Source organism: Rhizobium sp. NPDC092011, from assembly GCF_044756305.1.
In the GTDB taxonomy this organism is placed as follows: domain Bacteria; phylum Pseudomonadota; class Alphaproteobacteria; order Rhizobiales; family Rhizobiaceae; genus Rhizobium.
Map to the genome: position 1 here is coordinate 1,214,353 of NZ_JBIVSO010000002.1, position 12,488 is coordinate 1,226,840.

The window sequence follows — 12,488 nt, forward strand, 5'->3', positions numbered from 1 at the left end:
GTTTCCGGGATGAGAGAATCATTTTTGGTATCGCGTGTGGTGATAGTGGCAAATCCTGGTTAGGATGCGGCTTCTTCGCTCTCGAACATCTGCATCGGCTGACCCGGCATGATCGTCGAGATCGCATGCTTGTAGACAAGCTGCGAATGGCCATCGCGGCGGAGCAGGACACAGAAATTGTCGAATGAGGTTACGACACCTGTGAGCTTCACGCCGTTAATCAAGAAAATTGTCAGTGAAATCTTTTGCTTGCGAACAGTATTGAGAAACAAGTCCTGCAAGTTTTGAGAACGTTCCGCCATCGCGCCGCTTCTTTCTTTTTTGCCGACCTAAGCCGGTGAAATATCATGATATACAGAGACCCCGGGACAGGAGATACCCTCATTCCCTCCACCCAGCGAATGTTGGTATCAAATCGCAGTCTTTTCCGCAATGTCGAAAAAGGCTTCACGAATTTTCTGTGACATGCTGCCCGGATGGCCATTGGCAATCGTTTCGCCGTCGATGGAAACCACCGGAAAACATATGCTTGTAGCCGCCGTGATGAAGACTTCGCGAGCCTTCATCATCTCCTCGACGGAGAAGAATCGCTCGACGATCGTCACGCCGAGCTTGGCCGCGACATCCATCAGGGTCGTACGGGTAATGCCGCGCAAGATGCCGTGCTCGGCCGGACGGGTGACGAGATTCCCATCGTGATCGACGATCCAGACATTCGTGGCGGCCCCTTCCTTCACCATACCGTTATGGTCGATATAGATGGCTTCCTGCGCACCTGCCTCCTTGGCCTGCTGACGGGCCATCGCGTTCGGCAACAGGCCGACCGACTTGATATCGACCCGATCCCAGCGATTGTCACGGACGGTGATCGCCTTGATACCGTTGGCGTTCTTCTTGGCGATAGCGGATTGGTCCGTGCTCTTGGCGGTCACGACGATCGACGAGGGCGTGCCGACCGGCGGGAAAACATGATCGCGCCGGGCGACTCCGCGGGTGACCTGCAGATAAAACAGGCCGTTGCGGACGTGGTTACGACGCAGGGTCTCGCGAATCACGAGAACGAGCGCCGCGCGCGCCATTGGCCAGGCGATGCGCAGTTCGCTCAGCGAGCGGTTCAGGCGATCGAGATGGCGCGTCAGATCAACGATCACGCCATGGCGCACCTCGCAAACTTCATAGACGCCATCGGCAAACTGATAGCCGCGGTCTTCGATATGGACCGTTGCATCGCTATGCTTGACGTAGCGACCGTTCACATAAGCTATTCTCGGCATGGAAGCCCCTGATCAGAATTCCGTAATTTCGACGTGCGAGGCGGTCGCTCAGACACCCAGCGACTTCAGCTTGCGATGCAGCGCAGAGCGCTCCATGCCGACAAATTCCGCCGTGCGCGAGATGTTACCGCCGAAACGATTGATCTGGGCGATGAGGTAATCGCGTTCGAACATTTCACGCGCTTCGCGCAGCGGCAATGTCATGATGTGATAATCGTTCTTGGCGGAAACCTTCGGTAGCATGTCACCGAGATCGGTCGGCAGCATTTCGGCTGTTATCGGCGTATCGGCACCGTCGGAACGCGCCAGAATCATCAGACGCTCGATGTTGTTGCGCAGCTGCCTGATATTGCCGGGCCAATCATGAGCCTGCAGCACGGCCATGGCGTCATCGCCGATCCGGCGCGGGCGAATGCCGGCCTGTTCGGAAATCTGACGCATGAGCTGATCGACGAGGAACGGAATATCCTCGCGCCGCTCTGCGAGTGCAGGAACGCGAACCGGAACGACGGCCAAGCGATGATAGAGATCTTCGCGGAACAGACCTTCGGCAATATGGCTTTCGAGGTTATAGGCCGTGGACGAGATGATGCGCACATCCACCTTCACCCGCTTGGAGCCGCCGACGCGCTCGAACTGCTGGTCGACCAGTACACGCAGGATCTTGTTCTGCGTCTCGCGCGGCATTTCGCCGACCTCGTCGAGGTAAAGGATGCCGCGATGAGCCTCCTCCAGAGCACCGATCTTGCGCGCCTGCCCGGGAGAACCTTCCGTGCCGAACAGAGCAATTTCCATACGCTCCGGCGTGATCGCCGCAGCATTCAGCGCGACGAAGGGACCGTTGGCGCGGGTCGACTTCTTGTGGATCATGCGGGCCACCAGCTCCTTGCCGGAGCCTGAGGGGCCAAAGATCATCACGCGACTGTTGGTCGGCGCCACCTTGTCGATGGTCTGGCGAAGCTGAGAGACGGCAACCGATGTGCCGATCAGTTCGACGGCATCGCCGGTGCGGCGCTTCAACTCCGAGACTTCCCGCTTCAGCTTGGAATTCTCCAGTGCCCGCTCGGCGATCAGGATCAATCGATCGGCCTTGAAGGGCTTCTCGATGAAGTCGAAGGCCCCGCGCTTGATGGCGGAAACCGCCGTCTCGATGTTGCCGTGACCGGAGATCATGACCACGGGCAATTCCGGATGGCGCGTCTTGATCTCGTCCAGCAGCGCGAGACCGTCAAGCTTGCTGCCCTGCATCCAGATATCGAGGAAGATCAACCGCGGCGCTCGATCCGAAATCGCCGCAAGCGCACTGTCGCTGTCATGCGCCGTGCGGGTTTCATGCCCCTCATCCGAAAGAATTCCCGAAACGATTTCGCGAATGTCTTCCTCGTCGTCGACTACGAGAATATCAGATGCCATAGACGCTTTCCTTATCGCTTTCTGTCTGGGCGACGGCGGCCTGCTCACGGCGCGGCAAATGCACGCGGATCATGGCTCCCCTGCCCTGGTCGAATTCGGCGGGAGCGTCGTGAAGTTCGAGCTGTCCGCCATGGTCTTCAATGATCTTCTTGACGATGGCGAGGCCCAGGCCCGTGCCCTTGTCGCGCATCGTCATATAGGGTTCGAGAATGCTGTGACGGTTTTCCACCGGCAGGCCACGGCCGTTGTCGATGATATCAACGGTGAAGCGGTCGCGGTCCGGATCCAGGGAGGCACGCACGAGAACTTTCGGCTGCTCCCGCGCCTCCTCGCTTGGCACCCCTTCGATTGCTTCCACGGCGTTTTTGATGAGATTGCCGAAGGCCTGACCCAGCATCCGCGTATCGAACATGCCTTCGAGCCGTTCATTGCCCAGTTCTCGTTCGAACTTGACGTGATTGTTGCCCATTTCGCGCAGGAACACCGAATCGCGCAGGATGTCGCGAAGGTCGCTTGGCTCCATGGTCGGCTTGGGCATGCGGGCGAAAGAAGAGAATTCGTCGACCATGCGGCCGATATCGCCGACCTGCCGGATAATCGTGTCCGTGCACTGATCGAAAACCGGGCGGTCGGCTTCGGCGATGTTCTTACCGAAACGACGGCGGATGCGCTCAGCCGAAAGCTGGATCGGCGTCAACGGGTTCTTGATTTCATGGGCGATGCGACGCGCGACGTCTGCCCAGGCGGTCGAGCGCTGCGCGATCACCAAATCAGTGATGTCGTCGAGTGTGATCACGTAGGATTCGTTGGCGTCGCGCGATTCCTCCCGCGTCACCTGGACACTCAGCGTCCGCACCGTCCCGCCGCGCACCAGGCTGATCTGCTTGCGGAAATCGTTACGATGGCGCGTCGTCGCCTCGGTTACGACCTGCTCGACCTCGGGCGCGATCTCCGCCAGATTCTGACCGACGAGTTCGTCGCTCGTCAGCCCCAGCAGATCTGCCGCGGAGGTATTGACGATGGTGATGCGGCGATCGTGCTCGACACCAATCACGGCTGCGGTCACGCCCGAAAGCACCGCTTCGATGAAGCGGCGGCGGTCGTCGACCTCATCCTTCGCCTCAAGAATTTCATCGCGCTGCGTCCGGATTTCCGAAATCATCTTGTTGAAGGTGCGCGACAGGCTGCCGACGTCGCCATCCGCCGAGCGCACGGGAACCAGCACGTTCATATTGCCCGATGCGACATTATCAGCCGCGCTGATGAGAAGACGGATCGGCCGCACGATGCGGTCGGCGATGGCGATCGCGGTCCAGATCGCTGCCAGAAGCACGATCAGCGCGAAGCCGATGTAGAGAACGGCAAAGGCGATCTGCAGGGACATGCGCCCCTCTTCCATCGCCTTGTACTCGACGGTGTTGTCTTCCACCATCCGCATGGCGTTCATGACGCGCGGATCGACCGCTCGGACCGTATAGAGAAACGAGCCAGGGATTTCGTCGAGCTTGATGACCGCACCGACGAGGTTGGTCACACCGGGCGGAATGAGCGTCGGCTGGCCATTGGCCGATGAATCCAGCGCATCCTTCGGGATCGCCGGCAGCGGACGTTCGGTCTTGATTTCGGCTTGAACGATGGCGGTGCCGTCGCGGCGAACGAGGAAGGCGCCAAGCAAGCCGCGTCCGCGGGCCTGACGCGTCATCAGATCGGCAAAGCCGGTGCGATCGAGGCTGTAAAGCGAACGATTGCGCTCCAGATCGTTCGCCATCGACACCGTTTGCCCCTGCAGATAGCTGGCATTCTCCATCAGATAGGCTTGCGCGACGTTCTGCGAAGAACTGATGATCTGCTGCGTGCGCACACCGAACCAGCGGTCGAGACCGACGTTCAAGGTGAGGCTCGCGACGATGGCAACCAGAATGGCCGGCGTGATCGCCACGATGGAGAAAAGAGCCACGATGCGGATATGCAGACGCGCCGCGGCGCGACCTCGGCTGCGCGCTTTCATCAACCGCGCAACTTCCCGCACGATCAAGGCGATCAGCCCGAATACGAACAGGCCGTTGATGACGACGGAGGTGAAGACGACAGAAGACGTCGGAGCAACCGGTGTCAGGCCAAGGAGCATCAGCAGGGTGGCGATCGCGCACAGAAGTGCGCCGCCGGCCAGGACAAGGCCAGGCAGGGCGAAGGAAGCACGACGGTCTGTCACCTTGACAACCGCCTCGTCGCTCGCCGCCGGCGACACCGCGTCCTTGGTCATTCCCATCATCTCCACGCCCGAACGACGATCTGCAGCTCTGCCGATCCGCGCCATACCAGTACGGCTAAAGCACAAGCGACAGGCCAAGCCGAACTGTCATCCTGTTTCGCCCCGAAGCGAAACTATTAATTCAAATCATTTCTGCAATACATTGAAAAATCGTACGAAATTCCAGTTACTAGGAAAAACGTCAGACGAATCATCATCGCAGGAACGACGAATCTCTTGCGTGACCTTTAAGCAACGCATTGTGGCGAAAATGCAACGCATATGATTGCGTTGTCAAGCCGTGCGGGAACTCCTGTAAACCGAAACTCCCAGTTCTCTGATCTTTTTGCGCAACGTATTGCGGTTCAGACCGAGAAGATCGGCAGCCTTGATCTGATTGCCGCGCGTGGCCGTCAGTGCGGCGAGAATCAATGGATATTCCATTTCCGTCAGAACGCGGTCGTAGAGGCCGGGCGGCGGAAGATTGTCGCCGAAACTGGAGAAATAAGTTCGCATGTTCTCTTCCACCGCCTGGGCGATAGTCATTGTGCCGGTGCGAACCGGCCCCTTCTCTATCGGGCTGTCGGGCACATCGGCGCGCAATTCCGCATCGATGATCTCCTTGGTGATGACATCCTGCGGATAGAGCGCCATCAGCCGGCGGATCAGGTTCTCCAGCTCGCGGACGTTGCCCGGCCAGGGGTAGGCCTTCATCAGCTCGAGCGCCTCCTGATCGAAGCGCTTGGAGCCCAAGCCCTCCTTTTCGGCCTGCTGTATGAAATGGCGAACGAGATCGGGGATATCCTCGGCTCGGTCTCGCAGCGGCGGCAGCCGCAGCGGCACGACGTTGAGGCGATAATAGAGATCTTCGCGAAACAGGCCCTGATTGATCGCCTGTTTCAGATCCTTGTTAGTGGCGGCAACGATGCGGACATCCGTACGGATCGGCGTGCGGCCGCCGACGGTCGTGTATTCGCCCTGCTGCAACACGCGCAGCAGGCGCGTCTGCGCATCCATCGGCATATCGCCGATTTCGTCGAGGAACAGCGTGCCGCCCTCAGCCTGCTCGAAACGACCCGTCGAGCGGGCCTGAGCGCCGGTGAAGGCACCTTTCTCGTGGCCGAACAGTTCGGACTCGATCAGATCGCGTGGGATGGCAGCCATGTTGATGGCAACGAACGGGCCGTTGCGACGCTTGCCGTAGTCGTGCAGGGCGCGCGCCACAAGCTCTTTGCCGGTCCCGGATTCGCCCGTGATCATCAGCGTCAGATCGGTCTGCATCAGGCGCGCGAGCACGCGATAGATTTCCTGCATCGCAGCCGAGCGGCCGACGAGCGGCATGCCGTCCTGCACGTCGTCATCGTGCTTCGTCGGCTTCCGCTTGGGCTCGGCGAGGGCGCGGCCGACGATCGCGATGAGCTCAGTCAGATCGAACGGCTTCGGCAGATAATCATACGCACCTTTCTCAGATGCCTTGATCGCAGTCATGAAAGTGTTCTGCGCGCTCATGACCAGAACCGGCAGATCCGGTCTCGCCTTCTTGATGCGCGGCAGCAGGTCGAATGCATTTTCGTCGGGCATGACGACGTCGGTTACAACGAGGTCGCCCTCGCCGGATGAAACCCAACGCCAGAGGGTGGCAGCGTTGGAGGTGATGCGTACATCGTAACCTGCGCGGCTCAAGGCCTGATTGAGCACGGTACGGATGGCCGCATCATCATCGGCGACAAGGATCGTGGCTGTCATCGAGTAGTCCCTGTAGAGTTCGGAAGTGGGGCATCTTCTGAAGTGATGCCCTTGGAGGCAGGCATCAAAACACGGAAAGTAGTGCGATGGTTCTGGCTGTCGCATTCAACAATGCCGCCGTGATCGCCGATGATCTTGGCGACCAGCGCAAGGCCGAGACCTGTGCCGTTCGTCTTGGTCGTAATGAACGGGTCGAAGAGATGCGGCACGAGATCGGGCGGCACGCCCGGACCATTGTCGATGACGCAAAATTCCAACGGCAGCGAAATCTTTTCGCGGGTACCGGCGACGGAAAGCCGAATGCCGGGGCGATAGGCCGTCGTCAGCATGATCTCACCATCCTGGCGGTCGCCGACAGCTTCGGCGGCATTCTTCACCAGATTGAGGAAGACCTGCACAAGCTGGTCCCGGTTCGCGAAAACCGCCGGCAGCGAAGGATCGTAATTCTCGGAGATCTTGATATTACGCGCAAATCCCGCCTTGGCGACCGCTTTCACATGATCCAGAACCGAATGGATATTAACCGGGACACGATCGACGGGCCGTTCGTCGGAGAAAACCTCCATGCGGTCGACCAGCGACACGATGCGATCTGTCTCGTCGCAGATGAGGCGCGTCAGCGCGCGGTCGTCATCCTCGACCGATTGTTCGAGCAGCTGCGCGGCACCACGAATGCCCGAGAGCGGGTTCTTGATCTCATGCGCCAGCATGGAGGCAAGGCCGGTAACCGAACGGGCAGCGGCGCGATGCGTCAACTGTCGGTCGATCTTGTCCGCCATGGATCGCTCCTGGAACACCACAACCACCGAGCCCGGATCGCTGGAAACCGGGGCGACGTAGAGATCCACCAGCTTATCCTGTCCGAGGCGCGGCGAACTGAGGTCGACCCGATACTCGTTGACGGGTCCGCGCCGCTCGCGCACTTGATCGATCAGCGCCAGCAAGGGGCTGCCGAAGGGGATAAAGGCCGAAATCTTGTAGCGCGACAGATGCGAGGCGCTGGCCCCGAAGAAGGCCTCCGCCTCCCAGTTGGCGAAGGCAACAAAACCGGCTTCATCGACCATGATAACGGGGTTCTGTATGGCGTTAAGAACGGCCATGGCAACGGAATTGCCTGTATCGCCCTCGCCGCCCGGGCTTGATTTCGAAGTCATGCAGCCTCCTGGACGCATTGAGCGAGATCGGCGCCAGCCTGCAGCGCAGCATGGAACGATGCGGCCACCTCGCCGCTGTCTTTCGACGTCATGATTTTCGCTTTATCAGCAGCCGTCGTCGTCGGGGCGTAGCGATCCAGATACCAGGCCAGATGCTTACGGGCATGGCGGATGCCGACGGCTTCGCCGTAAAATTCCAGCATCATGCGGTAGTGTTCGACCGCGACTTCGATGACTTCCTGACGGCCCGGTTCGCGATGACCGGCCAGAACGCCGGCATGCCACGGCCGCCCCTGACAACCACGGCCGATCATCACAACGTCGGCACCGGAGCGTCGCAGGATTTCCTCGGCGTCTTCGATCGTTTCGACATCGCCATTGGCGACGAGCGGGATGGACACGGCATCACGTACCGCGTGGATCGCATCCCAATCCGCCCTACCCTCATAGAACTGCATGCGCGTGCGACCATGGATGGTGACGAGCTGAATGCCGGCCTCCTCCGCACGACGCGCGATATCAGGAGCATTGATGGAATTCTCATCCCAGCCGAGACGCATCTTCAGGGTCACGGGAATGTTCACCGCGCCGACCGTCGCTTCGATCAAAGTCAGCGCATGATCGGGATCGCGCATCAATGCCGAGCCGGAATAGCCGCCAATGACCTTCTTGGCCGGGCATCCCATGTTGATATCGATGATATCCGCGCCGTTGTCGGCAGCGATCTTGGCAGCCTCGGCCATCCAATAGGCCTCTCGTCCGGCCAACTGCACCATATGCGGCTTCAATCCGGCGCTCTTCAGGCGCGCCCAGGACTCCTCCGTATCCTGTACGAGCTCGCGACTCGCCACCATTTCCGTGACGACCAAGCCTGCGCCGTAACGCAAAGCGAGCTGTCGGAAAGGCAGGTCGGTCACCCCCGACATCGGCGCAAGAATGACGCGATTACGGATGGATACCGGACCGATGGAAAATGGGGCTGCGAGCTTGGAGGAAAGCAAATGATTATCTTTCGGGCACACCATACATCTGCACTATTTTTAGACACGCTTTAAAAGTTTGCCAAGAGGTTTCGAAGAGCCTCGATATTTTTTGGGCAAATGCTGGAAAGTTCTCGGTTGAGGCGATAGACCCTGCTGAAGCAGGATCCCGTTTTGGCGATCTATTTAGCATGTGCTTGTTCAAAGGAAAGCTTTACGCTTTTCAAAGCCATGCCGAAGACCGAGCCTTTCATATTTCGGGGGTTTATGACGCAAATGCATTCAACGCAACCGTTGTCGGTGGGAATCGTGATCGTTGCCGCCGGGCGCGGCGAGCGGGCGGGCTCGCCCGAAGAAGGCCCGAAACAATATCGCCCGATCGGCGGCAAAGCGGTTATTGCGCATACGCTTGAAAGATTCGTGACATGGCCACAGGCATCGAAGATCGTCGTCGTCATTCACCGAGATGATGAAGAGCTGCTCCGCTCCGCGCTGAGTCAAGTCGCTGAAATGCCTGAGATCGAGATCGCCTTTGGCGGTGCAACGCGCCAGCAATCGGTACTGGCGGGGTTAACGCAATTGAAGGAGAGCGGCATCACGCATGTCATGATCCACGATGCCGTGCGCCCCTTCTTCGACCATGATCTGCTGGATCGCGTCACTGCGGCCCTTGCCTCGGGCGCACCTGCCGTTCTGCCTGCCATGCCGGTCAGCGACACGCTGAAGCGCGGAGACGCGAGCGGCTTGGTGGCCGAGACCGTGCCGCGCGCCGGACTTCATGCTGCGCAGACGCCGCAATCTTTCCGCTTCGCCGATATTCTGGCCGCACATGAAAAGGCGGCTGCTGAAGGCAAGAGCGATTTCACCGACGATGCGGCGATCGCCGAATGGTGTAACCTGCCGGTGACATTGGTGACCGGCAGTGCCGACAATGTAAAACTGACGATCAAGAGGGATATTGCCATGGCCGATGAAAAGCTGACCGCCGGTCTGCTGCCCGATGTGCGCACCGGCAATGGCTATGACGTGCACCAGCTGGAGCCCGGCGACGGCGTCACCCTTTGCGGCGTCTTCATCCCGCACGACCAGCGGCTGAAGGGGCATTCGGATGCTGATGTGGCCCTGCATGCCCTCACCGATGCCCTGCTTGCCACATGCGGCGCTGGCGACATCGGCGATCATTTTCCGCCGTCCGATCCGCAATGGAAAGGCGCACCGTCCCGGATCTTCATCGAGCACGCCGCGAAGATCGTGCGCGAACGCGGCGGTACGATCATGAATGCGGACGTCTCGCTGATTGCCGAGGCGCCAAAGGTCGGGCCGCATCGCGACGTCATGCGGGCCAAGCTTTCCGAATTTCTGGGCATCAGCATCGATCGCTGCTCGGTCAAGGCAACGACCAACGAAAAAATCGGCTTCATCGGTCGCCGCGAGGGCATCGCCGCCATCGCAACGGCGACCGTCGTCTATCGCGGAGGCAAGGCATGATGCATTTTCCCGATGAGATTATCGCACTCGCTCAGAAGATCGTCACCGACTTCACCGCGAGGGCCTGGATGGTCGCCACGGCTGAATCCTGCACCGGTGGCTTGATCGCCGGCGCACTGACGGAAATTCCCGGCTCGTCCGCCGTCGTCGATCGCGGCTTCGTCACCTATACCAACATTGCGAAGATGGAGATGCTCGGCGTCCAGGAGCAGACGCTGGCGCAATTCGGCGCGGTTTCGAAGGAGACGGCGCTGCAGATGGTGCATGGCGCCCTCTTCCGCTCGCGGGCCGATTTTGCCGTGGCGGTCACCGGCGTCGCCGGCCCCGGCGGCGGCTCAGCGGAAAAGCCTGTAGGGCTTGTCCATCTTGCGGCCAAGGCGCGCAGCGGCGCACTCATCCATCATGAAATGCGCTACGGCGATATCGGCCGCGACAAGGTTCGCCTCGCAACATTGCAGACTGCGTTGGAAATGCTCGTCACTCTGGGCAAGTAGGGCCGAACCCCGGCTTCAGGCGTAGATCTTGTTGGCGCGCGTCTCGAAGGCATCCGTGAACATGCGGAAGGCCCGGTCGAACATCGACCCCATCAAGGCCCCGAGAATACGGCTCTTGAACTCGTAATCGATGAAGAAATCGATGACACTGCCGCCATTTTCAGCGGGCGTGAAGCGCCAGCGATTGTCGAGATATTTGAACGGGCCGTCGATGTATTTCACATCGATCGCACGCTCGGCCTTGTTCAGCAGCACTTGCGTCGTAAAGGTTTCGCGGATCGCCTTGTAGCCGACGGTCATATCGGCAATCAGCAGGATCTTGCCGTCGCGCTCCTTGCGGCTGCGGACCGCGAGCGCCTCGCAGAGCGGCAGGAACTCCGGATAACGCTCGACGTCTGCGACAAGGTCGAACATCTGGTCGGGGGAATGCGGAACTGGGCGATGAGTTTCGAACTGAGGCATGAGCCGCAATTAAGCAGGACGGCCAAGAAGATCAAGAAGCTGACGCATTTCGCCGCGGGATTTCAGCTGTAAAACGGGTACGTTCGGGCCATGCTGTGCGAGGCCGGCCAGAACTTTGGGTGAGAATTTCTTTTCGAACGTCCAGATGTAACGCAAGAATTCCCAATCGAAACGCTCGGGACAACCCGGCGCCATTTCCGGTCGGGACCGACCCAGCCAACGCAGCGTTCTGGATAGAACTCCCCAGACACATAGCCAGCGCGGCATACGCACCCACAAAACAAGATCAGTGCGTGGCAATCTGAGATCAAAGCTGGAGGGAGCCGTCCCGTCGATCAACCAGCGCGCCTCGGCAACTTTCGCCGCGATCAAGGCGCGCTCTTCCGCCTTGTTTCGGTTCACCCAGCCCGGCAGCCAGAAAAACTCCCGATCCATGGAGACGTAGGGTAAATTCAGACAAGGGCCGATCTTCTGCGCCAATGTCGATTTGCCGCCGCCCGAACACCCCACGATGAGGACACGGTTAGCTGCCTTAAGATGGGCCGCTCCGTCTGCAATGCTCACCAACTCCTGCATGTCCATCTCCCGCGGTCAGACAGGCACGATATTTTGTCATTTGAGTGTGCTTATTATGCCTATGCAAGCAAATCGAGCAACTGACGCATCTGCCGGCGACTCGATAATTGAAGGATCGGTACATCCGAGCCATATCGCAGAAGACCCGCAAGAACGCGGGGCGCGAATTTCTCTTCGAACGTCCAGATGAAACGCAGGAACTGCCAATCAACCTTCTCGATGCAGCCCGGCGCCATTTCCGGCCGCGTTCTGCCCATCCATTTGACCCAGCGCGAGATCGCACCCCAGATGCATAGCAGACGTGGCATCCGCACCCAGATGACGAAATCGGCGCGTGGCAGGCGCACATCGAATGTCGATGGATTTGTACCATCCAGGATCCATCTCTCTTCCTGAACCTTGGCGACGATGATAGCGCGCTGCTCTTGCTTGCCGCGCTCCACCCAGCCGGGTAGCCACAGGACGTCGCGATCGATGGAGACATAGGCGAGGCCGAAACGAGCGGCGATCTGCTGCGACAGGGTCGATTTGCCGCCCCCGGAGCAACCCATGACGAGTATACGGTTCGCCCTGCGGATATGATCGGCCGCTTCGGAGAGGTCGTGCACCTCGCTCTGCAATGCAGGTATCGTCAGCTGATCCATTGCAGC

Annotated in this window: 12 protein-coding genes; 2 read left to right on the forward strand and 10 right to left on the reverse strand. The window is 59.5% G+C overall.

Going from position 1 to position 12,488, the window contains the following annotated elements:
* Positions 1–59: 59 nt before the first annotated feature.
* From hfq to dusB, 7 genes are all read right to left on the reverse strand, one after another.
* A complete protein-coding gene (gene hfq, locus ACIQJ2_RS14270) occupies positions 60–302 on the reverse strand; it encodes an RNA chaperone Hfq (protein WP_003539403.1) in 243 nt (80 codons plus the stop codon).
* Between the two features lie 108 nt (positions 303–410).
* A complete protein-coding gene (locus ACIQJ2_RS14275; protein WP_199150217.1) occupies positions 411–1,274 on the reverse strand; it encodes a D-amino-acid transaminase in 864 nt (287 codons plus the stop codon).
* Between the two features lie 48 nt (positions 1,275–1,322).
* Positions 1,323–2,687 carry a sigma-54-dependent transcriptional regulator gene (locus ACIQJ2_RS14280; RefSeq protein ID WP_400672988.1) on the reverse strand — a complete coding sequence of 455 codons (1,365 nt, stop codon included), beginning with the start codon at positions 2,685–2,687 and terminating at the stop codon, positions 1,323–1,325.
* Entirely contained in the window at positions 2,677–4,950 is a 2,274-nt protein-coding gene (locus ACIQJ2_RS14285) for an ATP-binding protein (protein ID WP_400672985.1), read from the reverse strand. The genes ACIQJ2_RS14280 and ACIQJ2_RS14285 overlap by 11 nt, the downstream gene beginning before the upstream one ends.
* A gap of 282 nt (positions 4,951–5,232) precedes the next feature.
* Complete coding sequence (ntrC, locus tag ACIQJ2_RS14290; RefSeq protein ID WP_199151258.1) at positions 5,233–6,684, reverse strand: nitrogen regulation protein NR(I); 1,452 nt, start codon at positions 6,682–6,684, stop codon at positions 5,233–5,235.
* Positions 6,681–7,838 (reverse strand): nitrogen regulation protein NR(II), encoded by a 1,158-nt coding sequence (locus tag ACIQJ2_RS14295; protein ID WP_400672981.1) that lies wholly within the window; start codon positions 7,836–7,838, stop codon positions 6,681–6,683. Before ACIQJ2_RS14295 ends, ntrC begins: the two co-directional genes overlap by 4 nt.
* Positions 7,835–8,863: a tRNA dihydrouridine synthase DusB gene (dusB, locus tag ACIQJ2_RS14300; protein ID WP_400672978.1), complete on the reverse strand. Its 1,029-nt coding sequence runs from the start codon at positions 8,861–8,863 to the stop codon at positions 7,835–7,837. Before dusB ends, ACIQJ2_RS14295 begins: the two co-directional genes overlap by 4 nt.
* Before the next feature lie 222 nt (positions 8,864–9,085).
* Between dusB and ACIQJ2_RS14305 the strand changes: the two genes are divergently transcribed.
* Positions 9,086–10,306, forward strand: coding sequence for a bifunctional 2-C-methyl-D-erythritol 4-phosphate cytidylyltransferase/2-C-methyl-D-erythritol 2,4-cyclodiphosphate synthase (locus tag ACIQJ2_RS14305; RefSeq protein ID WP_400672975.1), 1,221 nt, complete (start codon positions 9,086–9,088; stop codon positions 10,304–10,306).
* Positions 10,303–10,800, forward strand: coding sequence for a CinA family protein (locus ACIQJ2_RS14310; RefSeq protein ID WP_400672972.1), 498 nt, complete (start codon positions 10,303–10,305; stop codon positions 10,798–10,800). Before ACIQJ2_RS14305 ends, ACIQJ2_RS14310 begins: the two co-directional genes overlap by 4 nt.
* A 15-nt stretch (positions 10,801–10,815) precedes the next feature.
* Here the strand turns inward: ACIQJ2_RS14310 and ACIQJ2_RS14315 are convergent, their stop codons facing one another.
* Genes ACIQJ2_RS14315 through ACIQJ2_RS14325 form a run of 3 tightly spaced genes read right to left on the reverse strand, consistent with a single transcriptional unit; the run spans position 10,816 to position 12,482 of the window.
* The gene (locus tag ACIQJ2_RS14315) at positions 10,816–11,262 is read right to left on the reverse strand and encodes a type II toxin-antitoxin system RatA family toxin (RefSeq protein WP_199151253.1); all 447 of its coding nucleotides are present in this window, start codon (positions 11,260–11,262) and stop codon (positions 10,816–10,818) included.
* Between the two features lie 9 nt (positions 11,263–11,271).
* On the reverse strand, positions 11,272–11,838 hold the full coding sequence (locus ACIQJ2_RS14320; RefSeq protein WP_400673093.1) for an AAA family ATPase: 567 nt from the start codon (positions 11,836–11,838) through the stop codon (positions 11,272–11,274).
* Between the two features lie 59 nt (positions 11,839–11,897).
* On the reverse strand, positions 11,898–12,482 hold the full coding sequence (locus tag ACIQJ2_RS14325; RefSeq protein ID WP_400672969.1) for an AAA family ATPase: 585 nt from the start codon (positions 12,480–12,482) through the stop codon (positions 11,898–11,900).
* Between the last annotated feature and the right edge of the window lie 6 nt (positions 12,483–12,488).

Excerpts from the sequence above, each read along its gene's own strand:
- ACIQJ2_RS14325 (WP_400672969.1), bottom strand. The coding sequence starts at position 12,482 with ATGGATCAGCTGACGATACCTGCATTGCAGAGCGAGGTGCACGACCTC.
- ACIQJ2_RS14310 (WP_400672972.1), top strand. The coding sequence starts at position 10,303 with ATGATGCATTTTCCCGATGAGATTATCGCACTCGCTCAGAAGATCGTC.
- ACIQJ2_RS14315 (WP_199151253.1), bottom strand. The coding sequence starts at position 11,262 with ATGCCTCAGTTCGAAACTCATCGCCCAGTTCCGCATTCCCCCGACCAG.
- ACIQJ2_RS14280 (WP_400672988.1), bottom strand. The coding sequence starts at position 2,687 with ATGGCATCTGATATTCTCGTAGTCGACGACGAGGAAGACATTCGCGAA.
- ACIQJ2_RS14285 (WP_400672985.1), bottom strand. The coding sequence starts at position 4,950 with ATGACCAAGGACGCGGTGTCGCCGGCGGCGAGCGACGAGGCGGTTGTC.
- ACIQJ2_RS14295 (WP_400672981.1), bottom strand. The coding sequence starts at position 7,838 with ATGACTTCGAAATCAAGCCCGGGCGGCGAGGGCGATACAGGCAATTCC.
- dusB (WP_400672978.1), bottom strand. The coding sequence starts at position 8,863 with ATGGTGTGCCCGAAAGATAATCATTTGCTTTCCTCCAAGCTCGCAGCC.
- ACIQJ2_RS14305 (WP_400672975.1), top strand. The coding sequence starts at position 9,086 with ATGACGCAAATGCATTCAACGCAACCGTTGTCGGTGGGAATCGTGATC.
- ACIQJ2_RS14275 (WP_199150217.1), bottom strand. The coding sequence starts at position 1,274 with ATGCCGAGAATAGCTTATGTGAACGGTCGCTACGTCAAGCATAGCGAT.
- ntrC (WP_199151258.1), bottom strand. The coding sequence starts at position 6,684 with ATGACAGCCACGATCCTTGTCGCCGATGATGATGCGGCCATCCGTACC.
- ACIQJ2_RS14320 (WP_400673093.1), bottom strand. The coding sequence starts at position 11,838 with ATGCAGGAGTTGGTGAGCATTGCAGACGGAGCGGCCCATCTTAAGGCA.
- hfq (WP_003539403.1), bottom strand. The coding sequence starts at position 302 with ATGGCGGAACGTTCTCAAAACTTGCAGGACTTGTTTCTCAATACTGTT.